The 22880-nt window shown below is 70.6% G+C and carries 26 protein-coding genes and 1 pseudogene; 14 read left to right on the forward strand and 13 right to left on the reverse strand.

Features of this window, described 5'->3' with window-relative positions; all coding sequences use genetic code 11:
• Positions 1 to 246 (forward strand): DUF2252 family protein (locus tag ABH928_RS32600; protein ID WP_370072292.1); only part of this gene is annotated, 246 nt, incomplete at its 5' end.
• Here ABH928_RS32600 and ABH928_RS32605 read toward each other — a convergent pair.
• The 6 genes from ABH928_RS32605 to ABH928_RS32630 form a co-directional block, all read right to left on the reverse strand.
• A complete protein-coding gene (locus ABH928_RS32605; protein ID WP_370072293.1) occupies positions 233 to 880 on the reverse strand; it encodes an RBBP9/YdeN family alpha/beta hydrolase in 648 nt (215 codons plus the stop codon). The genes ABH928_RS32600 and ABH928_RS32605 overlap by 14 nt on opposite strands.
• Positions 877 to 2145, reverse strand: a complete 1269-nt coding sequence (locus tag ABH928_RS32610) for an MFS transporter (protein WP_370072294.1) — start codon at positions 2143 to 2145, stop codon at positions 877 to 879. The genes ABH928_RS32605 and ABH928_RS32610 overlap by 4 nt, the downstream gene beginning before the upstream one ends.
• Positions 2146 to 2246: 101 nt before the next feature.
• Positions 2247 to 3146: a TauD/TfdA dioxygenase family protein gene (locus tag ABH928_RS32615; protein WP_370072295.1), complete on the reverse strand. Its 900-nt coding sequence runs from the start codon at positions 3144 to 3146 to the stop codon at positions 2247 to 2249.
• A gap of 24 nt (positions 3147 to 3170) precedes the next feature.
• Positions 3171 to 4142, reverse strand: a complete 972-nt coding sequence (locus ABH928_RS32620) for a quinone oxidoreductase (RefSeq protein ID WP_370072296.1) — start codon at positions 4140 to 4142, stop codon at positions 3171 to 3173.
• Between the two features lie 132 nt (positions 4143 to 4274).
• Positions 4275 to 5354, reverse strand: a complete 1080-nt coding sequence (locus ABH928_RS32625; protein ID WP_370072298.1) for a 3-keto-5-aminohexanoate cleavage protein — start codon at positions 5352 to 5354, stop codon at positions 4275 to 4277.
• Between the two features lie 118 nt (positions 5355 to 5472).
• A complete protein-coding gene (locus tag ABH928_RS32630) occupies positions 5473 to 6477 on the reverse strand; it encodes an AraC family transcriptional regulator (RefSeq protein ID WP_370072299.1) in 1005 nt (334 codons plus the stop codon).
• Positions 6478 to 6818: 341 nt separating this feature from the next.
• Between ABH928_RS32630 and ABH928_RS32635 the strand changes: the two genes are divergently transcribed.
• The 4 genes from ABH928_RS32635 (at position 6819) to ABH928_RS32650 (ending at position 9168) form a co-directional block, all read left to right on the forward strand.
• Positions 6819 to 7367, forward strand: a complete 549-nt coding sequence (locus ABH928_RS32635; RefSeq protein ID WP_370072300.1) for a gluconokinase — start codon at positions 6819 to 6821, stop codon at positions 7365 to 7367.
• 163 nt (positions 7368 to 7530) lie between these two features.
• On the forward strand, positions 7531 to 8220 hold the full coding sequence (locus ABH928_RS32640) for a hypothetical protein (protein WP_370072301.1): 690 nt from the start codon (positions 7531 to 7533) through the stop codon (positions 8218 to 8220).
• Positions 8221 to 8350: 130 nt separating this feature from the next.
• Entirely contained in the window at positions 8351 to 8773 is a 423-nt protein-coding gene (locus ABH928_RS32645; protein ID WP_370072302.1) for an SHOCT domain-containing protein, read from the forward strand.
• A 119-nt stretch (positions 8774 to 8892) separates the two neighbouring features.
• Positions 8893 to 9168: an amphi-Trp domain-containing protein gene (locus tag ABH928_RS32650; protein ID WP_370072303.1), complete on the forward strand. Its 276-nt coding sequence runs from the start codon at positions 8893 to 8895 to the stop codon at positions 9166 to 9168.
• 175 nt (positions 9169 to 9343) lie between these two features.
• On the opposite strand, the gene ABH928_RS32655 is transcribed toward ABH928_RS32650, so the two are convergent.
• From ABH928_RS32655 to ABH928_RS32665, 3 genes are all read right to left on the reverse strand, one after another.
• Positions 9344 to 10741 (reverse strand): hypothetical protein, encoded by a 1398-nt coding sequence (locus ABH928_RS32655; RefSeq protein ID WP_370072304.1) that lies wholly within the window; start codon positions 10739 to 10741, stop codon positions 9344 to 9346.
• A 349-nt stretch (positions 10742 to 11090) separates the two neighbouring features.
• Complete coding sequence (locus tag ABH928_RS32660; protein WP_370072305.1) at positions 11091 to 12503, reverse strand: MFS transporter; 1413 nt, start codon at positions 12501 to 12503, stop codon at positions 11091 to 11093.
• Entirely contained in the window at positions 12500 to 12688 is a 189-nt protein-coding gene (locus tag ABH928_RS32665) for a hypothetical protein (protein WP_370072306.1), read from the reverse strand. The genes ABH928_RS32660 and ABH928_RS32665 overlap by 4 nt, the downstream gene beginning before the upstream one ends.
• A 410-nt stretch (positions 12689 to 13098) precedes the next feature.
• Here ABH928_RS32665 and ABH928_RS32670 point away from each other — a divergent pair, with 410 nt between their 5' ends.
• The 4 genes from ABH928_RS32670 (at position 13099) to ABH928_RS32685 (ending at position 15736) form a co-directional block, all read left to right on the forward strand.
• A complete protein-coding gene (locus ABH928_RS32670) occupies positions 13099 to 13632 on the forward strand; it encodes a hypothetical protein (RefSeq protein ID WP_370072307.1) in 534 nt (177 codons plus the stop codon).
• A 168-nt stretch (positions 13633 to 13800) separates the two neighbouring features.
• The gene (locus ABH928_RS32675) at positions 13801 to 14778 is read left to right on the forward strand and encodes a hypothetical protein (RefSeq protein WP_370072308.1); all 978 of its coding nucleotides are present in this window, start codon (positions 13801 to 13803) and stop codon (positions 14776 to 14778) included.
• Between the two features lie 128 nt (positions 14779 to 14906).
• Complete coding sequence (locus ABH928_RS32680) at positions 14907 to 15353, forward strand: DUF6325 family protein (RefSeq protein ID WP_370072309.1); 447 nt, start codon at positions 14907 to 14909, stop codon at positions 15351 to 15353.
• 95 nt (positions 15354 to 15448) lie between these two features.
• Positions 15449 to 15736: an SHOCT domain-containing protein gene (locus ABH928_RS32685; protein WP_370072310.1), complete on the forward strand. Its 288-nt coding sequence runs from the start codon at positions 15449 to 15451 to the stop codon at positions 15734 to 15736.
• 24 nt (positions 15737 to 15760) lie between these two features.
• On the opposite strand, the gene ABH928_RS32690 is transcribed toward ABH928_RS32685, so the two are convergent.
• From ABH928_RS32690 to ABH928_RS32700, 3 genes and pseudogenes are all read right to left on the reverse strand, one after another.
• Positions 15761 to 16483, reverse strand: a complete 723-nt coding sequence (locus ABH928_RS32690; RefSeq protein ID WP_370072311.1) for a rhomboid-like protein — start codon at positions 16481 to 16483, stop codon at positions 15761 to 15763.
• A gap of 17 nt (positions 16484 to 16500) precedes the next feature.
• Positions 16501 to 17037 (reverse strand): annotated as a pseudogene (locus ABH928_RS32695) (glycoside hydrolase family 15 protein); the annotation flags it as partial.
• Between the two features lie 65 nt (positions 17038 to 17102).
• Entirely contained in the window at positions 17103 to 17567 is a 465-nt protein-coding gene (locus ABH928_RS32700) for an SHOCT domain-containing protein (protein WP_370072312.1), read from the reverse strand.
• 312 nt (positions 17568 to 17879) lie between these two features.
• Between ABH928_RS32700 and ABH928_RS32705 the strand changes: the two genes are divergently transcribed.
• Both ABH928_RS32705 and hypB read left to right on the forward strand, forming a co-directional pair.
• Positions 17880 to 18032 carry a hypothetical protein gene (locus ABH928_RS32705; RefSeq protein WP_370072314.1) on the forward strand — a complete coding sequence of 51 codons (153 nt, stop codon included), beginning with the start codon at positions 17880 to 17882 and terminating at the stop codon, positions 18030 to 18032.
• Positions 18033 to 18036: 4 nt separating this feature from the next.
• Positions 18037 to 18858 carry a hydrogenase nickel incorporation protein HypB gene (hypB, locus tag ABH928_RS32710; RefSeq protein ID WP_370072315.1) on the forward strand — a complete coding sequence of 274 codons (822 nt, stop codon included), beginning with the start codon at positions 18037 to 18039 and terminating at the stop codon, positions 18856 to 18858.
• 46 nt (positions 18859 to 18904) lie between these two features.
• Here the strand turns inward: hypB and ABH928_RS32715 are convergent, their stop codons facing one another.
• A complete protein-coding gene (locus ABH928_RS32715) occupies positions 18905 to 19426 on the reverse strand; it encodes a hypothetical protein (RefSeq protein ID WP_370072316.1) in 522 nt (173 codons plus the stop codon).
• A 572-nt stretch (positions 19427 to 19998) separates the two neighbouring features.
• On the opposite strand from ABH928_RS32715, the gene ABH928_RS32720 reads away from it, so the two are divergent.
• The 3 genes from ABH928_RS32720 to ABH928_RS32730 all read left to right on the forward strand — a co-directional run bounded on the left by ABH928_RS32720 (position 19999) and on the right by ABH928_RS32730 (position 22877).
• Positions 19999 to 20961 (forward strand): S1C family serine protease, encoded by a 963-nt coding sequence (locus tag ABH928_RS32720; protein ID WP_370072317.1) that lies wholly within the window; start codon positions 19999 to 20001, stop codon positions 20959 to 20961.
• Positions 20962 to 21115: 154 nt separating this feature from the next.
• Positions 21116 to 21907 (forward strand): ferritin-like domain-containing protein, encoded by a 792-nt coding sequence (locus ABH928_RS32725; RefSeq protein WP_370072318.1) that lies wholly within the window; start codon positions 21116 to 21118, stop codon positions 21905 to 21907.
• Positions 21908 to 22055: 148 nt separating this feature from the next.
• On the forward strand, positions 22056 to 22877 hold the full coding sequence (locus ABH928_RS32730; RefSeq protein WP_370072319.1) for an N-acetylmuramoyl-L-alanine amidase: 822 nt from the start codon (positions 22056 to 22058) through the stop codon (positions 22875 to 22877).
• Positions 22878 to 22880 lie beyond the last annotated feature (3 nt).

Here is a 22880-nt window from a genome sequence, read left to right on the forward strand (position 1 = left end):
CCGATCGAGGTGATGATCCCGTCGGGCATGGCGGTGTACGCCTGGCTGTGCGGTTGGACCCTGGCACGGGCACACGCACGCTCCGGCGACCGCGTGGCGCTGGCCGCCTACCTCGGTGGCTCGAACCGGTTCGACCACGCCATCGCGGACTTCGCCGAAACCTACGCCGACCAGAACGAAGCCGACTTCGCCGCCTTCCAGACCGCGGTGAAAGAGGGCAGAGCCGAAGCCACTACCGGGATCTGATGGACGCCTGATCTCGTGGTTCCCGTCCGGGCAGCGCGTCGAGTTCGCGCAGGAACTCCTCGGCCTGCGGCCACTCGCCGTATCCGGACGCCGGGTTGAGGTGGCCCACCGCGCCCAGTCCGACGACGCGGCTACCCCAGTCCCCCGCCAGGGAGATGACCCGGTCGAGGTCGGCCAGCGGGTCGTCCGTGCTGGCGGCCACCGTGCTCGGGAACGGGAGCGGGCGTCGCGGTACCGGAAGCCAGCCGTTCTGCTGCAGGACCTCCGGGCTGGGGTGTGGCTCGTGCATCGGCTTGTCGAGGTCGGGCGGGGTGGCCAGCAGCGCGCCGCGGATCCGGTCGGTGGAGTGATGCTTCGCCCAGTGCGCGACGGTGAGCACACCGGCGCTGTGGGCGATCAGGACGACCGGCCCGGAGACCTTCGTGACCACCTCCTCCAGGGCTGCGACCCTGGCCGTGCGGCTGAACTTCTCCTCGGTGAGCGGCGGGACGGTGTGCACCTCGCGACCAGCGGTGGCGAGCCTTGCGGCGAGCAGGGTCTGCCAGTGCTCCGCGACGTGGTCGCGCAGGCCCGGGACGATGACCACGGCGGGGGAGCCGTCGGCGGACCGGAGGGGATCAACCGGGAGGATCATCCCGTCATCTCCAGTCGGGCGCTCGCGGCGTCCCGTTGCAGGGCGGCGACGAGGCGGAGGTTGAAGTGCCTGCGGCCGATCAGGAACGCGACGGTGGCGGGGATCGAGATCAGGGGGAGGGTCTGCAGCGCGGCGCGCAGGCCCATGTGGTCGGCGAGCAGGCCGGTCACCGCGGGGCCGGGGGCCAGGCCGAGCAGACTGTTGGCCAGGGTGAGGGTGGCGAAGGCGGTGGCCGAGATCGCGACCGGGGTCAGGTTCGCCACCATGGCGGCCGCGGGACCCGAGGTGCCGGCCGACAGCAGGCAGCCCAGGGCGAGCAGCGCGAGCTGCGCCCAGCCGTTCGGCAGTTGGAAGGCGGTGACCAGCAGCAGCATCGATCCGAGGCAGCACCCGATCGCGACGGTCCACTTGCGTGCCGCGGTGATCCGGTCGAGCCGGTCGGAGAGCATGCCGGCGCCGATCATGCCGATGCCGATGACCAGGGCGAACATGCCCGCCGTCGTGCCCGCCTTCGCGGAGGCCATGTGGTAGCAGCGGTTGAAGTAGCTGGGCAGCCAGGCGATCAGGGCTGCGCAGACCGCGAACTGCAGCCCGCTGCCCAGGTATGCGCAGACCACCGAGACCGAGGAGAACAACTTCGGCAGCTGCCCGCGCAGCCGGGCGCGGGCGGCGGTGTCCGGTTCGGAGGCGCCTGCGGGGGCAAGCCGCTTCTCGGTCACCACGACGGCGTAGACGAGGGCCATGACCAACCCGAAGAGGCCCATCGCGCCGAAGGCCCAGCGCCAGCCCGCCTGCCCGGCGATGGCGCCGCCCAGTGCCACGCCCAGTACCGAGCCGAACGCACCACCGGCGATGAACGCGCCGGACAGCGTGGCCCGCAGGGTGACCGGGAAGATGCTGAGGACGACCGCGATGCCGACGCTGCCGTAGGCGGCTTCGCCGATACCGACGACGAAGCGGCCGAGGAAGAGTTGTCCGTAGCTTGCCGCCAGTGCGCAGCCGAGCGTCGCCACGCTCCACACGGTGGCAGCCAGGACCAGACTGCGAACCCGGCCCCAACGGTCGGCGAGCAGGGACATGGGGAAGGTGAGCAGGCCGACCATCAGCGCCACCACACCGCTGAGCGAGCCCAACTTCGAGTCGGAGAGCAGCCATTGGGCCTTGAGCAGCGGAAAGACCGCGTTGAGCACCTGCCGTGACATGTAGTCGGAGAGCAGCAGGCCGAACGAGAGCGCGAAGACCACCCAGGCATAGCGCCTGGACACGGTCGGTCCGGAGGACGAAGTCCCCGGCGCAGCCTCGGCAGTGGAGGGAATCGCCATTGTCGCACCTCACCTTTCCCGGTTGTCCCGGTTGGAAGCGATCCTCAGAAGGGTCTGTCGCCGACGATCTCCGCGCGCTCCATCTTGCGAGGCGCGGGCCAGTAGTCGTTGACGGCGTAGTGCTGGGTTGCGCGGTTGTCCCAGACGGCCACGGACCCGGGCTGCCAGCGCCAGCGCACCTGGTACTCCGGGACCGCGGCCTGACCGGTCAGGTAGTTGAGCAACTGGCCGGCGCCCGGCGCGTAGTCCTGCCCGAAGCGGACCCGCTCGGGCGTGTGGTAGTTGACGAAGTGGGTGGTGAAGCTGTTGACGAAGAGGACCCTCTCGCCGGTCTCCGGGTGGGTGCGCACCACCGGGTGCTCGGCATCCGGGAACCGGGCCGCAAGGGCGTGGCGCTGTTCGGTCGGCAGCACCGCGCCGAAGGTCGCCTCGATGCTGTGACGGGCGCGCAGGCCCTCGATCTGGGCCTTGACGTGCTCCGGCAGCCGCCGGTAGGCCTCGACCATGTTGACCCAGACGGTGTCGCCGCCCATGGGCGGGCACTCGATGCAGCGCAGGACCGCGCCCATACCCGGGCACTCGCGCCAGGTGCCGTCGGCGTGCAGGGCGTTCTCGTAGTCGGGCTTCTTCTCCGGGCCGCGGCTGATGCGGACCAGGCCGGGGTGGTCCGGGTCGCTGCCGAGCGCCGGGTGGTCCATCAGCGGGCCGAAGCGGGAGGCGAAGGCGACGTGCTCGGCACGGCTGAAGTGCTGGTCGCGCAGGAACAGCACCTTGTGCGTGAGCAGCAGCGCGCGGATCTCGGCGAACAGCTCGTCGTCGCCGATCGCGTCGGCGAGGTTCACCCCGTGGAGCTCGGCGCCGATGGTGCCGGTCAGCTGTTCCGCCTCGACGGTGCCGCGGATCTCGGTCGGTGCCACCGCGGCGGCACCCAGGGTCTCGGTCATGGCGTTCCCTTCTGAGGAGGCAGTTCAGGGGATGAGGACGGAGGAGCCGGTGGTGCGCCCGGACTCCAGGTCCTTGTGCGCACGGACGGCGTCCGCGAGGTCGTAGCGCTGGTTCGTCTCGATCGAGATGCGCCCGCTCGCGACGTGGTGGAAGAGTTCGTCGGAGAGCTCCGTGCGCTCGGCCGGGTCGGCGATGTAGTCCGCGAGTGCGGGCCTGGTGACGAAGACCGAGCCGGCGAGGGCCAGTTGCATCGCGTCGATCGGCGGCACCGGACCCGACGCCGTGCCGAAGCAGACCAGCAGGCCACGGCGCTTCAGTGAGGCCAGCGAGGCGGCGAAGGTGTCCTTGCCGACGCTGTCGAGGACCACCGGTACGCCGGCGCCGTCGGTCAGCTCGCGTACCCGCTCGGCGACGTTCTCGCGGCGGAGGACGACGTGGTCGACGCCGTGGGCGCGGGCGAGTTCGGCCTTCTCCTCGGTGGAGACGGTGCCGATGACCGTCAGCCCGAGCAGCTTGGCCCACTGACTGACGATCAGGCCGACGCCGCCGGCCGCCGCGTGCAGCAGGATCGTGTCGCCCGCCGCGAGCGGGGTGATCCGCCGCATCAGGTACGCGGAGGTGAGCCCGCGCATGGTCATCGCGGCGGCGGTCTCGCAGCTGATCGCGTCCGGCAGCCTGATCAGCGGGGCGGCGGGCATGAGCCGCTCGGTGCTGTAGGCGCCGAGGGGACTGCCGGTGTAGGTGACCCGATCGCCCGCGGCGACGTGGGGCACCCCCTCACCGACCGCCTCGACCACGCCGGCAGCTTCGACGCCCATGCCCGCGGGCAGCGGGGCCGGGTAGAGGCCGGTGCGGAAGTAGGTGTCGGCGAAGTTGAGCCCGACCGCCTCGTGCCGGATCCGCACCTCGCCCGGACCGGGGTCGCCGACGCTGACCTCCTCCAGGCGCAGCACGTCGGGGCCGCCGGTCTCGTGGAAACGGATGGCGTTCGCCACAGGGGTACTCCTGTTCGCAGGTTCGACTGGGCTGCCGCCGGGGGCGTGGAGAGCGGTCACGGGCAGGCCGCGCGGTGAACGCGGGAGTTGCGGCTCTCGCCCGTGACCGCCGCTGGTGGACGTGCCGGGTCGTCAGACCAGGCTGCGGTCGCCCTCCGGGCGCAGCATGAAGCCGCGCCGACCGGGCTGCCGGTTCGGGACCATCCCGAGTCGGGCCAGGGTCTCGTCGGCATCGGAGTAGTACTCGCCGATGTGGTAGATCTCCTTGGCCTCCTGGCCGTTGGCGATGTCACGGCCGAGCGTTTCGGAGATCTTCACCAGCTGCTCGATCTGCTCGACCGTGGTCATCCGCTCGCCCTTGCGGCCCCACAGGTTGTCCTCGTTGCCGACGCGGACGTGTTGGCCGAGCGCGATGCCGACGGCGCACATCGGCGCGACCGCGCGCATGGAGGCCTCGATGGTGAGCACGGCGCCGTCCGGGACGCGGCGAATGAACTCGACCAGGTCGGCGGGGTGGTGACCGGCGAAGCCGCCGCCGATGGCGACGTAGTTGAGGACCAGCGGCCCGGTGTAGACGCCCCTGCGGATCAGCCGCTCCACGCTCTCCAGCTGGGCCAGGTTGGCGAGCTGGAAGTGCGGCTGGATGCCGTTGGCCGTAAGCCGCTTGAGGTGCTCCAGGTAGAAGTCCGGACCGGCCTCCAGGTACATGTCCCGGTACGCCTTGTACAGCGCCGGGTTCTTGCCGATCGAGGTGCCGTCGAGGTCGTCGTCGGTCATGATCTCGACGATGTTCATCTGGTTGGTGTTGATCGCGATCGTGACCTGGTCCGGCTTCGGGTCGACCTCGGCGAGCATGTGGCGGGAGTCGTAGTCGAGCCACTTGGCTTCGGCGCCTTCTTCGTCCGACTCGGGAGCGAAGGAGATCGACCCGCCGATCTGCAGCACCATGTCCGGCACCGCCTCACGCAGCCCCGCCATCAGCTCGTTGAACATCGACATCCGCTTGGAGCCGTGGCCGTCGAGTTCCCGGACGTGGATGTGCAGCACGGTCGCACCGGCGTTGTAGCAGTCCACGGCCGCCTGGACATGTTCGTCCATGGTGAGCGGGATGTCCTCGGCGTCACCAGGGAGCCACTCGGGCCCGTAGGGAGCGGCCTGGATGACGAGTTTCTCCTGGGTCTCCGGGAACAGCGAGTCGTCGTGGAAATGCACGGTCGTCTCCTTCGGTGGGATGGAACCGCCGCCGGGCGGGGTGGTCGGGCCGGCGGGGTGGTGCCACCGTAGGTGGGCCGAAGCGCGCTCGCTTTACCGGAGGAGACGAATGACTTGCCTATTCGGGACAGTGCTCTGCGCGCCAGTCACGGGCGCTGCAGCCGAACTGTTCGCGGAACCAGCGGGAGAAGGCGCTCGGCGAGGAGAAGCCGAGCAGGCCGGAGATCTCCGTCAGCGACCTGCGGCGGTTCGCCACGAACCGCTCGGCAAGCTGGGTGCGCGTGGTGTTGAGCAGGGACGAGAAGGTGTCCCCGGTCTCGCCGAGCCAGCGGTGCACCGTGCGCCGGTCGACGCCCAGGCTGTGCGCGACCTGGTCCACCGAGCAGTTGCCGGCCGGCAGGAGCACCTCGATCAGTTCGCGGACCCGGTCCTTGGCCGAGGTGTCCTTGGGTGTGGCGATCACATCGAAGAACTGCCGGGCGTAGGCACGCAGTTGGGGATCGGCGAGGGCGTTGGGAGAGTCGAGGTCGCTCGCATAGAAGACGATGCCGTCGAACTCGCGCTCGAACTCCGCCACCGGCCCGAACAGCCGCCGATGGGTGTTCGCGTCCGACGGGGCCCGATGGGAGAAGCAGACGGTCAGCGGCTGCCAGCGGTTGCCGAGGAAACCGCACAGGACGCGGTGGAACGCCGCCACGGCGAGCTCGGTCGCCTGGCGTAGCTCCAGGCGTTCACCGACGTCCAGGCCGACCTTGAGGGTAGCCAGCCCCTGCGCCTCGGACAGCCGGGTGTGCAGCGCCTCGTTGTACGTGTCCTCGTGTCGCAGCAGCAGGCCGATCGCGCTGCGCACGTCCGGCTCCTCGCGCACCACCAGCCCGATCGGGCCGAGGGTGGACAGGCGCCGGTACTCGGCCAGCCGCAACCCGAAGTCCTCGCGCCGGCTCGCCGCAGCCGAAAGCTCCAGCAGTTGGACGCAGGCCGCGCCCGAGACCCAGCGGTCCTGCACGGTGAGCGCCGCCGCGTCCAGACCGACGCGGCGGAGCAGCGCTTGCGGGTCGATCCCGAGGGAGCGGCTGAGCTCGACGTAGCCGTTGAGAGCCGCGGTACGGACAAGGGGTTTCACGCGTCGGTGCCGTTCTGATCGTCGGATCCGCCCACTCCTGGTCCCGAGAAGGTAAGTCGTGAGTCCCGGGAAGACAAGCACTCCGAGGCAGAACTGCCTCCTGTCCGTCGGCGCCACCAACATCACGGAGACCCTTGGCATCGCCATCGCCATCTGAAGGAGACCCAGTTGCCGTCGTCTGACGGTTTCCGCCGTAGCGGTTACACCGGTCTGCTGAGCCGCCCGTCCCGGGTGCTGCCCGGCCCCGCGGCGTCGTATCCTGAGGGCGTTGCGAGGGTTCGGACATTGCGGCATCCGCACCGACCGGCCGCCTGCGAGCGGTTCGAAATGGTGAATTTCTGATGGTGACGAATTGCGCGAAGGCGCCGCACCGGCCGATCGTCATCGTGGTTCTCGGCGTTTCCGGGGTCGGCAAGAGCACGGTCGGGGTGATGCTGGCCGAAAGGCTCGGGCTTCCCTTCAAAGATGCGGATGACTTCCATTCACCGGAGAACCGGGCGCGGATGACCTCGGGGCGTCCGCTCACCGACGAGGACCGGCGGCCTTGGCTCGCCGCGATCGCGCGGTGGATCGACGAGCAGCTCGAAAGTGGCGAGTCGGCCGTGCTGGCCTGCTCTGCACTGAAGCGCTCGCATCGGGACTTTCTGCGGCAAGGGCGACCGGAAGTTCGGTTGATGTACCTGGAGGGGAGTCAGGAGCTCGTCGCCGCGCGGCTGGCCGCGCGACAGGGTCACTTCTTCCCGGCCCGGTTGCTGGAGAGCCAGTTCGGCGAGCTCGAGGAACCGACCCCTGACGAGCACCCCTGTGTGGTACCGCTCGCGGATTCCCCGGAGCAGACCGTCGCCAGGGCACTGCAGTTGCTCGCCGAGCCACCTTCGCCGGGCGGCTGATGACGTGGGCTCAGCGCACTCGGAACTCCTGCGTACTCGGCTCGACGCGACGTGGTTCCCGGGTGCGGACGACGGGATCACTCAAGGGCCCGCCGCCGGTTCGCCGTTCACGCGTGACGGGTGATGCCCGACAGCGATGTCCGATGGCGCACCACGGAGTGAGGTGTTCAGTTGGATGGAGGTGATGGCCCTGGTCCTCATGGAGGAGTCGGCCCGGATCGACGCCGACTCCTTCCGGGGTATCCGGGTCGAGGCTCTTCGCGCCGTCGCCCCGCCCGCGAGGGACCGGATGCGCACCGACACCGTCCGCGCCCGGTACTCGGCCGGGATGATCGGAGGCCGCCGGATCGCCTCCTACACGGACGAACCCGGTGTCGACGTCCACCGAGACACGGAGACCTACGCCTCTCTGACAGTCCAGATCGACAACGCACGGTGGACGGGCACACCGTTCACACTGCGGTCCGGCAAGGGCCTGGCCGAGGACTCGGCCGAGATCGCCGTCCACTTCCGGTCAGCGCCCGCGTACCTGCTCGCCCGATGGCCAGGCATCGAACCCAACGTCCTCCGCCTCGGCCTCAGACAGCCTTACGTGCGCTTGGCCACCACTCTGAATGCAAGGGGACGCATCGCCCGGAGCCCGGAGCTCGAGCTCTATTCGACCGAGTCACGGCGGACCCCCTATGCCAACCTCTTCGTCGAAATGTTCCGTGGCGACGCAACCCTGTTCATCCGTGGCGACGAGGCACAGGAGGCCTGGCGCATCATCGACCCGGTCGTGAACGCGTGGACCGCCGCGGACGTCCCGAAGCAGGAATACCCCGCCGGCACGGCACCGCCCGGACCGCGTTGATGGTGGTGGGCCGCTGAATCACCCCGGAAGGGTGGTGCGGCTGCACTTCTGGAGCTGCCCAATGGGATGAGCATGCGGGCCCGGCTGCTGAGCACGCAGTCCGCGCCGGGCCCACGGAAGGAACCGGAGGGTGAGCGCCGTGAATTACCCCGTGCTCGACATTTTCTTGACCACCATGTGGTTCTTCCTCTGGGTCCTGTGGATCTTCCTGCTGGTGCGCGTGTTCATGGACCTGTTCCGGGACAGGGACATGAGCGGCTGGTGGAAGGCCGGTTGGTCGGTGTTCCTGATCGTCCTGCCCTTCCTCGGGGTCCTCGTCTACCTGATCGCCCGCGGCAAGGGCATGGCGGAGCGCCAGGCCCAGGAGGCCGCAGCGACCGAGGCCCAGTTCCGCGCCTACGTGCGGGACACGGCGCAGGAGACCCCGTCTGCCAAAACCAGCGAGTCTCCCGAAACGAGCGAGCAACTCGCCCGTCTGGTGGAGCTCAAGAACCACGGAGACCTGACCGAGGAGGAGTACCGACAGGCCAAGTCGAAGGTCCTGGCTGCCTGATCCATCCGGCCGTGCCCACGCCGGGCAGTGCGACGTGGTCCGGTCCGGACCTGTCCGCCCTCGCAGCCGGGAATCCGCGACAAGGACCGATGTGACCCCACACCCAAGGCGGAAGGACCATGGAAGACCTGAAATTCGAGCAGAAATCCACGCTCTCCCGCTCCGAGGCGGCGGCTCTGCTGACTGAGCTGGCCTCGGCACTGGAGCGGGGCGGACACGTGGAACTGGAGCTGGGACCGGGCGTGCTGACCATGCACGTCCCCGACACCGTCAAGAGCGAGGTCGAGGTCGAGGTCGGGGGCGGAGAGGTCGAGCTCGAGATCGAGCTTTCCTGGGCGACTGCAGGGGCCAGGGAGGCCGCGTCGAAGTCTGACCCGGAAGACACGGAGGAATGACGCCCCATTAGGCCCGGAGGAGCCACGCCCCGCGTCCGGTGTCCGCCTGCCCGTAGCCACCGGCTCCGTCAGGACGCCGCACGGGGAGGCCGGAAGGGTGATCGACGCCGGGCGTCAGGATGCCGCTCCGCGGGCGGACGTGAAGCCGGTATGGCCACAGTGCAGCGGCGCGCGGTCACGCGCTGCTCGCGCTCTGGCCGGGGTGTTCGGAGCCCTCCGGCCCGGTCTGCCGCAGCTCGGCGAGGCCAGGGCCGGGCGCCAGGAATTCACGGATCCCGAAGGCGACCAGGACCACGACGGCGAACCAGAACACCACCAGGCCGGTGGGGTGGTCCCAGAAGACGAAGATCAGCGAGGCGATCAGCAGGATCGCGATCCCGATCCAGCGCTTCCAGCGGCGCACGAAAGGCTCGACCGGTCCGGCCCGGAAGCCCACCTGTTCGGCAGCTTGTCGCACCCCTCCGATCCCGGTGCTGGACGCCGCGCGGATGAAGGTCGCTGCCCGGGACGGCCCGATGAAGTAGGCGCCGAGCGCCACCAGCACCGCGAGCGCCCCGACCGACCGCACCGTGACCCGCAGGAAGTGCACCAGCGCGTCGTAGACCGAGCCCGCCGCTCCGGAGTTGACGCCGGGTGGGAGCTGGTCGAGGAAGTAGCCGCGGAAGACAGCGAGTGCGACGCCCAGCAGCAGCATGGCCGCGGCCACGCCGACCGCTGCGCCGATCAGCGCCCGTCTGCGGTTCCGGGCCAGGTACACGCCCGCCGCGGCGACGAGCACGGCGATCACCGGCATCCAGTTGCCCAGGATCTGTAGCAGGCGCAGGTAGGACTTGATCTTTCCGATGGACTTCGAGGAGTAGACGGTGAAGGTCGCGTGGATGGTCGGGATCTTGGCCACCAGCCCGAGTCCGGCACCCGCCAGTTGCGTCTTGACCTGCGCGATGATCGGTGCGAGGTCGATGGTGACCTGGTTGTTGGCCAGCGAGACGGCTCCGCCGCCCTGACCGGTCAGCGCCTTGACCATGGATGCGTGCGCGGTGCGGATCGCGTTGGTCCACAGGGTTGCGAAGGCGGGGCTGGTGACGACCTTGTTCACGACGGTGCTGATCAGGCTGGTGATGCCGCTGCCGATCGGGCCGCTGAGCGAGCCGATCAGGTTCGCCGCCTTCGGCGGGACGCCCTTCTGCGAGGCGGCCTGGGAGAGTTGACTCACCAGCGAGGGCACGTCGATCTGCTGCGCCACGACATTGGTCACCCTCGCGGTGAGCGCGTCCTGCACCTGAGGGTCGCTCGCCAGCGGGGCCATCGTCGCGACGAACCGGTTCGTGTCAGTCACCTGGTCGTGCGCCCACACGGAGATCACCGCCAGCAGTGACAGCACCGCGGCCACCACGATCAGGGCCGCGGATCCGCTGGCCCGGATCCGGTGGTGCTCCCGTGCCGGCCCGCCCCGGGCTTCGAGCTGGGCGATCCGGCCGCGCAACTCCTCCAGTTCACGAGCGTTCCCGGGCTGCGGCTTCGGTTCGGGCCTCTGGTTCGACCCGCCGTCCGCCCCGCTGTCCGCTGGCGACATGCCCTGCTCCGTCCTGACTGCGTCGGCCGTCCTCGTGCCGGCAAAGCCCGCCGCCCTCGGGGCCGCGACAGGTGCTGACCCGGCCGGGTGGAGCGGTGGGCTCTCCGAAGGGCACGTCGACCAGGCATCACGTTCTCCGAGGGAGGAACCCTTGGAGCCCATTCGGTCCGGGCGCGCCCACAGCGACGCCCGGACCGCTGGTGTGTCCCCGGAGCCAGGGCTCGGCAATCGTGCTCTGACCGACTTTCAGCCGCACGGCGGCGACGCCGGCTGTGTCGCTGCACATCGCCGCCGACCGCCTGGTAGCGGTGCAGGGGGATGCGCCCCGTGCCATCTTGACGGCACCCTGTCAGATGTCTTGGACGGCCTGCATCCGATCGTCACCGGGTGAGGTCGTTCTTCTGGGCAGGAGCAGCGAGGAGGCGAGCCCGGCCAGGCTGAACGCGCCCAGCGCGATCATGGCGGCGGCATAGCCGTTTTTGGTGAGCTCGGAGACGAGGATCGTGCCGGCGACGGCCGTCCCGAGGGACGAACCGAGGTTGGAGACGCACCGGGAGAGCCCGGAGATCTCGCCTTGGAGGTTGTCCGGGAAGCAGGACTGCACGACGTTGACCGAGGGCGTCAGCATTGCGCCGAGGCCGAGTCCGATCAGCAGCAGGCCGGGGGTGAACGCCCAGACGTCGCCGAATGCGCGGACGAGCGTGAGCAGGAGGACGATGCCGGCCGTGGTGACCGCGAATCCCGTGACGATCAGGGTGCGCTGGGCGTAGCGCCTGGCGAGGCGTTCCGCCGTGAGTGACGAGGCCAGCAGGCCGACGGTCGCTGCGGTGAAGACGCCGCCGGTGGCGATCGCGCTGTAGCCGCGCACCACCTGGAGGTAGGCGCCCACGGTGAAGGAGGCGCCCATCAGCACCAGCCACTGGGCGTTCTGGGTGACCAGGCCCAGGTTGGAGACGCGGTTGCGGAACAGCGCCAGGGGGAGCAGGGGTTCGCGGCCGGACCGCTCCCGGCTCCTGAGCCAGAGGAAGAACCCGGCCAGGACAGCAGTTCCGGAGAGCAGGAGTGCGAGCATCAGCCAGATGTTGTTGTCCGCGGCCAGGATGCCGGTCACCACCAGCACCAGCCCGACCGCGGACAGGACCGCGCCGACGGTGTCGAAGGGCTGGGAGGGGTCGGCCGGCAGAGGGTCCTCAAGCCTTCGGGTGAGCACGAGGATCACGGCGATGACCAGGACCTGGAAGCCGAAGTTCGCCCGCCAGCTGATCGCCGAGGTGAGCAGCCCGCCGATGAGCGGCCCGGCGGCCGCGCCGATTCCGCCGAGCGCCATGATGGCGCCGAAGGCACGTGCCCGGGTGGCAGTGCCGGAGAACAGCAGGGTGGTCAGGATGTAGACCGGGGGGATCAGCAGTGCGGTCCCGACGCCCTCCAGGATCGAGTTGCCGAGGATGAGCACGCCCAGTCCGGGGGCCGCGGCGCTGATCAGGGCCCCGACGCCGTAGACGGCCAGGCCGACCGTCAGGCAGCGTTTGCGGCCGTAGCGGTTGGTGAGCTTCCCGCCGGGGATCATCAACGCCGCCATCACCAGCAGGAAGACGGTGATGGCGACCTGGACGCCCTGAGTGCTGGTGTCGAGGTCCTTGCTGATGTCGTTGATCATCACGTTCATGCTGGATCCGGCGAAGCTGCAGATGAACTGGGCCAGGGCCAGCGGGATCAGGACGCGCCGTCCGGCGGCCGAGGGGAGGTTGAGGGTGCTGGTCATCCTCGTGCTTCCTCGACGTTCGGCATACGGGAGATCGGCATACGGAAGAAGGGGGCCTGCTCCGTCCGCTCGTCGAGCCCCTTGAACAGGGCGAACAGGTTCAGCGCCACAGCGGCGAGGACCAGCAGGACCGGACGGCCTTCCTGCTCCGGGTGTTCCTGTCCGGGGACGGCGGACGATGCCATGGCGGTGCCTCTTTCGTCAGGCAGGTGGCCGAGCCGCCTCCGGAGAGGGGCGGGCGCTCGGCCGAGGGGAAGTCAGCCGTTGCGCCGACCTCGGTCGCGCCGCTGGGGTCCAGGAACCGGGTCACCACGATGCTCCCGTGAAGGACGAAGGAAACCGTCTGCGAGAAACGGTCTGCTCGTCAACGTAGGGATTGCGGTCGGTCCACGTATCCCCCGGGGAGGGTGACCTGCCGGAGCGGACGCAATCGACAAACCGCCCTGGGGCCAGGAGAGCAGGCCGTAGCCACTGACCGGTTCGCCTGGTTCGGGTGAGTCGGCGGCCGGCGGACACGGGGCAGCATGGGCGGCGACGGGCCAGGCGTGATCGGCTCGTCGGTGGAGCGCCGGAAGTCGTTGGAACAGGAGCACTTGTGACCGTCTCCGGACCGTCCCAGAACCTCTCGCCCGGCCCGTCGGGGGCCTCACCGCGTGGCCTCGTCGCCGGCCGGACGGACTACGCCGGCGCGGTCTACGGCTCGCTGCTGGCAGCGTCGGTCATCGCAGCCTCCGACGTGCACGCGGAGCACCCCCGGCTCTCGCTGATCGTGCTGCTGATCGTCACCGGGGTCGTCTTCTGGATGGCGCATGTCTACGCCCACCTGGCCGGGGAGCGGGAGGGCGGGCGGACGGTCGGCTGGCGCGAGGTGCGCCACGTCGGACGACATGAGTGGCCCATCGTCGAGGCTGCGGTCCTTCCGGCCTTGGCGGTGCTGGTCAGTCCCTTGCCTGGGGCGAGTGACAACGCCTGGCTGGCGATCGGGGTCGCTGTCGGTCAGCTGGTCTTCTGGACGGCTCTCGGGGCACAGCGGGCCGGGGCGTCGAAGAAGCAGACGGCCGCGGAGGCCGCGGTCAGCCTGACCCTGGGACTGATCATCGTGGGGGCCAAGGTTGTCGTGGGCCACTGAATCACCCCGGCCGAGTACTGCGGCCGGGCCCGGATCCGGTGGACGGTGAGGTGGAGGGCGGGTCGGGCGCCGGTGCGGGACGCAGCGACGGCGCAGTTCCCGACGGGCCGGGCGTTGCTCGTGCGGGCGGGACGAGCAGCGGGCGCGTAGGGCCCAAGGAGGCGGGCGATGGCCGAGGCACCACCTGCCCGTTCCGACGACCCCGCCGAGGACAGGGCACGATCGCTGCTGGCGCGGATCCGGCGAGAGCCGGCGCGCATCCCGGAGGAGCTGGCCCTGTTCGCTGTGCGGGAGATGGGCCCGCGGGCTCACGTGAGCGTGGAGCAGTTGCGGCGTCGTCTGCCGGACGCCGACGCGGAGCGCCTCCGCGAGCAGGTGATCACTCGCGGAGTACGGGCGTCGGTGGCCGAGGGTGCCTTCGTCGGCGGGCCGTTCCTTGCCTGGATCCCGGTGGCGTTCTGTCGGGCCCTGCTCGCCCAGGCCCAGTGGCTGCTCGGGCTGGCCTGTCTGGCCGGGAGCGATCCCCGGGCGCCTGGGCGTGCGGCCGAACTGCTGGTGCTGCAAGGGGTCCACCCCGACGCAGGGTCCGCCGCCGCGGCGCTGGCCGGCACCGCCGCAAACGGGGCTTCCGCCGCGGGCCGGAGCGGGCGGCCCGCGGGACTGTGGCACGTGACCATGCGGATGGCGAGCATCCTGGGCCTGCGCCAAGTCGGCGCGGCCCAAGCGTCGACCTCGTGGTTGCGGCGTGCGGGTCAGTGGCTGCTTCTCGGCGCTGTCGTGGTCGTCGGGATCGTCGCTCCGCTGGTGTGGTTGCCGTACATGGCCATCTCCTACCGGCGCGCGGGCCGTGCGATGGCCGAGCGGGCGAGCGCGTTCTACTTCGGCGGGAAGGCGGCGCCGCGGAGCGAGGCGGAGGCCACGGCCCGGACGGACCCCGGCTTGCTGGCGGCGGTCGTGCGTGCCGTGGCCTCGGTTCTGCTCGTCGTGGCCCTGGTGCTGCTGGTTCTCCTGACAGGGGCCCGACTGGCCGATCAGCAGTGGCCGCTGCTGGGGCTCGTACTGGCGGGCTCCTCCATCGCAGTCGGCGCGGGGTGGCAGCTGCGCCGCCGGGCGCGCGACCGCCGAGCTGAGAGGAGCGACCCCTGACCGCTTCCTGCGCAGCGCGTTCACTCACCCGGCGCAGGTGATTCGCGCCCGCGACGGTGTCCATAGTGTCTGAATTGCGTTCGGCCCCGTTGCGCCGCGCGACAACTGCTGTGCGAAGGGAGCGTGGCATGGCTCAGGATGAGTTGACTGAGAGCGGACCCGTCGACTACCTGGTGGTCGAGTTCCCAGGCAACCGGATGACGGGGGAGGGACTGCCGTTGCTGATCGACCTGGTGGATCGCGGGATCATCCGGATCCTGGACTTCGCGTTCGTGCGCAAGGACGCCGACGGGACCGTCACGGCCATGGAGCTCGCCGACTTCGACGGGGACGGAACGCTGGACCTGGCTGTCTTCGAAGGGGTCTCCTCCGGACTGCTGCGCGCGGATGACCTCGGCGAGGCGGCGGCGGTGTTGGAGCCCGGGAACTCCGCCGGTGTCCTCATCTACGAGAACACCTGGGCAGGTCCGTTCGCCGCGGCGCTGCGCAGGGGCGGTGCCCAGGTGGTCGCCAGTGGCCGGGTGCCGGTGCAGGACCTGCTGCGTTCGCTGGACGAACTGGAGGCGCTGGGCTAGCGCGTAGCGCAGGACGCGCGGGACACAGCTGGTGCCGAGACTTCCCTCCGCGCTTGGATTCTCCAAGACCGGATTCTCTCCGAGAGGAACCTGACATGCCTGGACTGCTGCGCGGGGTCGCGCGCACCGCCGTCGTCGCGGGCACGGCCACGGCCGTGTCCAACCGCGTCTCCCGCCGCCAGGCGGGCCGTTGGGCTGAACAGGAAGCCCCTGCACCCGCACCGGCCGCACCTCCGTCCCCGCCGGCCGCACCCCCACCGGCGGCGGCCTCGACCACGGACCAAAAGATCTCCCAGTTGCAGCGGTTGGGGCAGCTCAGGGAGCAAGGGGTGCTCACTGAGGAGGAGTTCGCCGCGCAGAAGCAGATCGTCCTCGCCGACTGAGCCCCGGGTCGCGGGTCGCGCCACCTACTGTCTGCCTGCGGCCTGACGGTGAGGCCACTTCGAAAAGGTCCTCCGCCCGGCGCGGAGCGCCTCCGCCGGGTCCCACGGCTCGCCGCGTCCGCGCGTCAGCGGGTAGCAGGCGAAGCCGATCAGCGCGGCGCTGAAGTGGCCGACGCTGGTGAAGTCGCGGCTCCGGATCAGGTCCAGGCCGTAGAAGAGGACGACGCCCGCCGCATAGACGTACCGCCACGGCTTGGCGATCCGGTACGTCAACACCGCCTCCACGCCCGCAAGGGCATAGCTGACGCCGTAGTCGAGCGTGTAGCGGGCCTGCTCGGGGGCGTAGCCGTGCTGGATGCTCCAATACAGGACGCCCTCGCTGATGTACGTCGCGCCGACGTGTGCGATCGCGGCGACGCAGAGCCAGCGCAGCGTGCCCAGCCAGCGTTCGGCCGGGACGTGGAAGATGTTGTAGAGGACCAGGTAGGAGAACCACCCGCTGCCCGAGATCCACAGCGCGCTGGTGATCAGCACCCGGACCGGGGACTTCTCCAGGTAGTGGATGTTGGTGGAGCGCCGCTCCAGGATCCGGTCTGCGGCCGCCGGAGCGACGTGGCGGATGATCAGCGTCGTCACGAAGAGGATGGCCAGCCAGACGAACGTCCCCGGCGCGCGGCGGACGTAGGCCCAGACCGCACGCGCGGCACGGGCCATCGACCTACCGGCGGCACTCCCACGCGTCTCCATGGACGAGCCCCCTCCCGCTACCGCGGCCGCTCGTCGTGGTCCAGCTCCTCGTCCAGCGACATGGCCGCGTCGATCAGCGCCAGGTGCGTGAACGCCTGCGGGAAGTTGCCGAGTTGCTCACCCGTCGGGCCGATCTCCTCGGCGAACAGACCGACGTGGTTGGCGTAGGTGAGCATCTTCTCGAAGGCGTACCGGGCTTCCTCGAGCCGACCGGCGCGGGCGAGGGCGTTGACGTAGAGGAAGCTGCACAGCGAGAAGGTTCCCTCGCTGCCCCGCAGGCCGTCGGGGGAGGCCTCCGGGTTGTAGCGGTAGACGAGGCTGTCGGAGACGACTTCCTCGCCCATCGCGTCGAGCCTCGCCAGCCACCGGGGGTCGCGGGGGGAGACGAAGCCGCTCAGCGGCATCAGCAGCAGCGAGGCGTCCAGCACGGTGCTGCCGTAGGTCTGGACGAAGGCCTGACGCTCCTCGTTCCAGCCGTGCTCCGTCACCTGGCGCAGGATCGCGTCACGGGTCGCGGTCCAGCGCGGCAGGTCGCCGACGAGGCCACGGTCGGCGATCGGGGGGTACCGGCGCATGGGGCGTTCCTCCGTGGCGTGCTGGACGGTGGACCGGACAGGCCCTAGTTCAGCAGCTTCTCCTTGGCCCGCTGGAACTCCTCGTCCGTCAGCGCACCGCTGTTCTTGAGGTCCACGAGCTTGGCCAGGTCGTCGACGTGACCGGACGACGCGCCGGCGCTCGCGGCCGTGGCACCGCCCGTACCCGTCGCGCCTGCCGCGCCGCCCGCGCCCGCCGCGCCGGAGGGCGCGGCGGCCTCGCGGATGTACTGCTTGAACGCCGCGTCCGCCTTTTGTGCCTGCTCCGCGTCGCGTTGGCCCATCGACCTGCCGCGCGCGATCACGTAGACCAGGATGCCGAGGAAGGGCAGCACGATCACGAAGATGATCCAGCCCGCCTTGCCCCAGCCGCTCATGTCGTGGCTGCGGAAGATGTCGGTCAGGACCTTGAACAGCAGGAAGAACCAGAGGATCCAGAGGAAGAACTCCAGCATGGTCCAGAACACGTTCAACAGCGGATAGTTGGACACGACGTCTCCTGACTCCTGGCCTCCCCGTGCGGGTGACGCACGATCAACAGACCTACCGCCACTCCTCCGCTCCCGCATGTGCACAGGGCCGAACGGGTGTACCCGCACCGCCGGCGCTGTGGTCGTGCCTCCGTGCGTACGTCCGAACGGTGGACATACGGGCGAGCGGTGCGGCGTGGCGGGCGCGGAGTGCGGTGCGACGGTCCTGTACTAGGGCGACCGCAGGGGCCGCGACCGGGATTGGGCGGATTGCAGCAGGTGCACGAGTTGCAGGAATTGCAGGAGCCGCAGGAGTTGCAGAGGACGCCGGAGATGCCCGCCGCGCGGGACCTGATGGGTGGCGCCGGGTGGCCGTCGCTCCAGGACGACGGGCACACCTGCGGACCCCTGTGCGAGCAGGAGCTGGACATCGCTCAGGTCCACTGGACCGAGCTGCGGTTCGCCGCGGGGCTCGGGGAGGCCTGACGCCGTGTGCCGGGTCACCCGGCCGGCGCAGCCCGTCTTCGCCAAGTACGACGTCCGCGCGGACCGGCTCCGCAGCGACCTCGCGGCGCGGGGGACGACGCTGGTCAACCTCTTCTCCGGCCCGCGCAGCGGCAGCACCGCCCTCCTGGGGGCGCTTCTCGCCCGCGCGCGGCAGCGTGACCTCCCGGTCGCCGCCTTCGCTGCGGCGAGGCAGGCCACCCAACTGGAGTACCGGGCAGCGGCGGAGCCGCCGGTCAAGCGGCTGCTGACGGACGGCCTCTGCCACCTCGAACCCGCCATGCTCGACGCGCACCTGCGTGACTGGCCGCCGTGCCCCAACCGGCTGCTGCTCGTCGAGAACGCGGGCGAACCGACCTGCCCCGCGCCCTACGCGCTCGGCGAGTCGCTGCGCGTGGCGCTGACCTCGGTGACCGAGGGGGAGCACCGGCCGCTCCGCTCCCCGCTCGGCTTCGGCCTCGCCCACGCGGTGGTGGTGACCCGGAACGACCTCGCCGAGGCGGTCGACTTCGACCGCGGTGCCTTCCTCGCCGCGATCCACCGGGTCAACCCGGGCGTGCCGGTCGTCTTCACTTCCGCCCACTCCGGCCAGGGCATCGACGGCCTCCTCGACCTGACCCTCTCCGTCGCCGACGGCGCCCCGCCCCACCGACCGGTGCTGACCGTCCCCGGTCCCCGGGTGAGTTACTTCCGCCCGGACGACTGCGCGCACGCGTACGCGCACGCGTATGCCGACGAGCTGGAGCGCTCACCGGCCCATGCTCACGGTCACGACGAGGACGCCGGGTCGGCGTCGCCTCGTTACTGAGGCGACGTCAATCCGGCGTCGAGGACTGGTGGACGGAGCGCCCCGGTCACGCCACCTGGGCCAGCTGGGCGCGGCGGGAGGTCGAGGTGAGCCGGTGGCCGCGGATCCGCAGGACCAGCATCCGGGAGACCACCTCGCCGAGGGCCATGAGCACCAGCGCCGCGACCCAGGCCTGCGGGGTGATCGAGTGCTGGACGCTGAACCGGCCGATAGACGGGCCCATGCCGTGCGTGGAGGCGAAGGCGAAGGCCATCCGCAGGCCGATGCCGACGACCCAGAGCGCGGCTGCGACGACTCCGGCCCGGGCGAACGGCACGCCGTCCTTGCCGAGGTTGAGCCGGGTGGTCGCCGCCGCGCCGATGCCCAGCGCCACGCCGAGCCCGGCCAGGCCGCCGATCAGCACCAGGTCGTTCCCGGCGGTCGGGATGGAGTGCAGGTAGCTGAAGCCGACACCGACCGTGATGGCCAGCGGCAGCACGAGATTGACCAGGTCGAGCCGGGATCCGCGGATCTGCCGGACGACAAGGAGGACCAGTACGGCGTTGAGGAGGTAGTCGGTGAGGCTCATGTCCTTCAGCCTGCCGAGTGACGCGCCCGCCGTGATCGGCTCCGGGGTGGAGCGCCGGGTGGACCTCGGGTGGAGACCGGCGTGTGCCGCAGGTGGAGCGGCAGGTGGAGCGGGGTGGAGGCGTGTACCGTCGGATCATGCTCCGTCGGTTCAGGAGCGCGAAAGTGCGGGGGGCGACCCCCGCCCAGTCGGGGGTCGCCTGCGTTCGCGAGCCGGGGGGAGCCGTGAACGCATAAGGATCATGTCATCGCGGACAGTGTTTGTCCATGGACTGTCAAAAGCTTGACTCTGTGTTCATGCGATTCGCGCGTTCATGAGACTCGCGCGTTTATGAAAATCCGGCTCCTACCTTCCTGACGAGCGTGCCGGGCCCGCCAACGGGGCACGGGTCAGGACAAGGGGGCGCCGAGTACGGAGGAGGCGCCATGCGGTGGAATGCGGCAGGGGTCGTGAGCTGCGCGGTCGCGGTCGTCCTGGGAGTTACGGGATGCTCGCTGTCGATGTCCCCGGCGAGCTCCTCGTCTTCGTCATCGTCTTCGTCCTCGGCGTCCGCGGGCTCATCGGTCCCGCCGGTGTCGGCATCCACGCCGTCGTCGACAGCGATCTCCATATCCCGGGTGGACGCCGGCATGGTCGACCTGCTCAGCCAGCAGGACCTGGCCGGAACGGCCGCTGCCGGGACGGGCATTGTGCTGACCTCGAACGGCGAGGTGCTCACCAACAACCACGTGATCACCGGATCCACCTCGCTGAGCGGGGTCGACATAGGCAACGGCCGCACCTACACGGCCTCGGTGATCGGCTACGACCGCACCCACGACCTCGCGCTCGTCCAACTCCACGGTGCCTCAGGCCTGCAGACCCTCCAGCTCGACCCGGCCGCCAAGGTCGCCGTCGGCGACGCGGTCACCGCCCTCGGCAACGCGGGCGGTAAGGGCGGCACTCCGGCCGTCGCCACCGGCTCGGTGACCGCGGTCGACCAACAGATCATCGCCAGCGACGAGGGCAGCGGCAGCTCCGAGCAGCTCAACGGCCTGATCCAGGTGGACGCGCCGATCCAGGCCGGCGACTCCGGCGGGCCGCTGCTCGACGCGTCCGGGCAGGTGATCGGCATCGACACCGCCGCCAGCGTCAGCTACCAGTTCCAGACCGGGCCCGCCGAGGGCTTCGCCATCCCGGCGGTGCAGGCGCAGACGACGGCCGCGGCGATCGCCGCCGGGCAGTCGTCCGGCACCGTCCACATCGGCCCGACGGCCTGGCTCGGCGTCGGTGTGGGCGCGGCCAACGCGTCCGTGGCCGGGACCAGCGGCGCGGAGATCCTCCAGGTGGTCCCGGGATCACCGGCCGACGGGCTGGGCCTGGCGCCCGGCGACATCATCACCTCGCTCGACGGGAAGCAGGTCGCCGACCCGACCGCACTCACCCGGATGCTCGACCTGCACCACCCGGGCGACTCGGTCACCCTCGGCTGGACCGACGCCAACGGTCACGCGCAGTCCTCCCCGCTCCGGCTGGGCAGCGGCCCGGAGGGCTGAGCCACAGGACCGGTCACAGCAGGTCATGGCGGCAATGACCTGGTGCGTCATCCTGCCGCGCCGACTCACCCGTGCGGTGGCGCTCCGGTTGCCGGGGCCGAGGGGGCGGGCGAGCCTGGGGCGAAGACTCGAGCGTCCGGACGAGGTGAGGGATGTGCTGTCCGCCAAGGGCGTGTTCCAGGAGATCCTGGACGACGACGAAGCGTTCCGGCTCTTCTGCTCGATCGCCGCGAGCGGCGAGGCGCAGGGCGGGTGGGAGAACGGCCGGATCGCCGCGCTGCTGCCGGACGGCATGGGATACCTGACGCCGCGCGTCGCCCGCCACGGGGCCGACGAGGACAAGCACGGCCGGATCTTCAACGCCCTGATGCGCAAGCGGGGGTTGACGCCCGTGCCGGTCCCTCCGGAGACCGACTACACCATGCTGTTGGAGCGGGCGGGCATCGGCCTCTCCCACCAGAAGCTGTCCGGCGAACAGCCGTTGGACGAGCGGGACGTGGTCGCCTACCTCGCGCACAGCCGGGTGACCGAGCAGCGGGCCTCCGAGCAGATGCAGCTGCTGGTCCGGTACTTCGGCGAGGACCCGGACATCGGCCGCGCGGTCCGGATGATCTGCCAGGACGAGGACAACCACCTCGCCTACTGCCACGAGGAACTGCTGCGGCTCGCCGCGACGGGCCGTGGACGCCAGATCAAGGACCTGCTGGACGGCGCCGCCGAGGTGGAGATCCGCGTCTACCGCGACGTCAGCCGCGAGGTGATGGCCCGGATGGCCGAGATCCTGCGCTGGCCCAGGGCCAAGACGACGGCGATCACGGCCGGGATCCAGGGCGTCTACGCCTTCGAGCGGGTCGGCGGCTGGTACCGGATGGTCAGCCTGCACATGCCCGAGCGGCGCGGCGCCCTGGACGGCCCGGCCGCGGCGGTGGCGGCCGAGTTCGGCTGACCCGTCGTCGGACACGGGGAGGCGCGCTGCTCGGTTCGGGTGGACCGGGGTGGCGCGCTGGTGCGTCGTGCCGTGGCAACGCGCGTCCCCGTGCTCCGCTGGAGGCGCGGCGAGCGGTGGTGGCCCGCCCGGAGCGGAGGGCGACGGCATGCGGGCACGGCGTTGGATGTGGCAGTACCCGACGGCGGCGGCGCTGGCCCTGTGCGCGCTGCTGACCGGCGGCGCGGGAACGTCGGGAGCGCGTATGGCGGCTGACGTCGGACTCCCGCTGGCGGGTCGGACCGTCGTCGTCGACCCCGGGCACAACCCGGGCAACCCGGCCCACCTGGCCGAGATCAACCAACTCGTCGACGTGGGCAACGGCCGCAAGGCCTGCAACACCACCGGCACCGCGACCGACGGCGGTTACCCCGAGTCCGCCTTCACCCTGGACGTCGCCCGGCGGGTCCGCGCGCTGCTCAGCGCGGAGGGCGCCCGCGTCGTGCTCACCCAGGACGGCGACCGGCCGTGGGGGCCGTGTGTCGACGAGCGCGCCGCGATCGGCAACCGCGAGCAGGCGGACGCGGTCGTCGCCATCCACGCCGACGGCGCGCGGCCCGACGGCTACGGCTTCCACATCATCCTGCCCGCCCTCGTCGTCGCGGGCGCGGCGGACACCAGCACCATCGTCGGTCCCTCCCGGGAGCTGGGGCTCGCCCTGCGCGCGGCCTTCGCCCAGGCCACCGGCGAGCCGTACTCCAGCTACCTCGGCCACGGCACCGCGCTGGTCACCCGCAGCGACCTCGGCGGGCTCAACCTGTCGCGCGTCCCGGCGGTCTTCATCGAGTGCGCCAACATGCGCAACACGGCCGACGCCGCCCGCGTCACGTCCCCGGCGTGGCGGGAGTCGGCGGCCCTGGGCATCGCCACGGGCATGACGGCGTTTCTGACCGATGCCACGGCGAACGTGGAGACGGCGCAGTGGCGTTGACTG

Origin of the sequence: Streptacidiphilus sp. MAP5-3, from assembly GCF_041262505.1 — a bacterium.
Lineage (GTDB): Bacteria > Actinomycetota > Actinomycetes > Streptomycetales > Streptomycetaceae > Streptacidiphilus.

Bases quoted from the DNA above. Each gene is read 5' to 3' on its own strand.
- ABH928_RS32715 (WP_370072316.1), bottom strand. From the start codon at position 19,426: ATGAGCCTCACCGACTACCTCCTCAACGCCGTACTGGTCCTCCTTGTC.
- ABH928_RS32705 (WP_370072314.1), top strand. From the start codon at position 17,880: ATGCCCGCCGCGCGGGACCTGATGGGTGGCGCCGGGTGGCCGTCGCTC.
- ABH928_RS32635 (WP_370072300.1), top strand. From the start codon at position 6,819: ATGGTGACGAATTGCGCGAAGGCGCCGCACCGGCCGATCGTCATCGTG.
- ABH928_RS32655 (WP_370072304.1), bottom strand. From the start codon at position 10,741: ATGTCGCCAGCGGACAGCGGGGCGGACGGCGGGTCGAACCAGAGGCCC.
- ABH928_RS32615 (WP_370072295.1), bottom strand. From the start codon at position 3,146: ATGACCGAGACCCTGGGTGCCGCCGCGGTGGCACCGACCGAGATCCGC.
- ABH928_RS32685 (WP_370072310.1), top strand. From the start codon at position 15,449: ATGCCTGGACTGCTGCGCGGGGTCGCGCGCACCGCCGTCGTCGCGGGC.
- ABH928_RS32730 (WP_370072319.1), top strand. From the start codon at position 22,056: ATGCGGGCACGGCGTTGGATGTGGCAGTACCCGACGGCGGCGGCGCTG.
- ABH928_RS32665 (WP_370072306.1), bottom strand. From the start codon at position 12,688: ATGGCATCGTCCGCCGTCCCCGGACAGGAACACCCGGAGCAGGAAGGC.
- ABH928_RS32690 (WP_370072311.1), bottom strand. From the start codon at position 16,483: ATGGAGACGCGTGGGAGTGCCGCCGGTAGGTCGATGGCCCGTGCCGCG.
- ABH928_RS32680 (WP_370072309.1), top strand. From the start codon at position 14,907: ATGGCTCAGGATGAGTTGACTGAGAGCGGACCCGTCGACTACCTGGTG.
- ABH928_RS32675 (WP_370072308.1), top strand. From the start codon at position 13,801: ATGGCCGAGGCACCACCTGCCCGTTCCGACGACCCCGCCGAGGACAGG.
- ABH928_RS32660 (WP_370072305.1), bottom strand. From the start codon at position 12,503: ATGACCAGCACCCTCAACCTCCCCTCGGCCGCCGGACGGCGCGTCCTG.
- ABH928_RS32650 (WP_370072303.1), top strand. From the start codon at position 8,893: ATGGAAGACCTGAAATTCGAGCAGAAATCCACGCTCTCCCGCTCCGAG.
- ABH928_RS32605 (WP_370072293.1), bottom strand. From the start codon at position 880: ATGATCCTCCCGGTTGATCCCCTCCGGTCCGCCGACGGCTCCCCCGCC.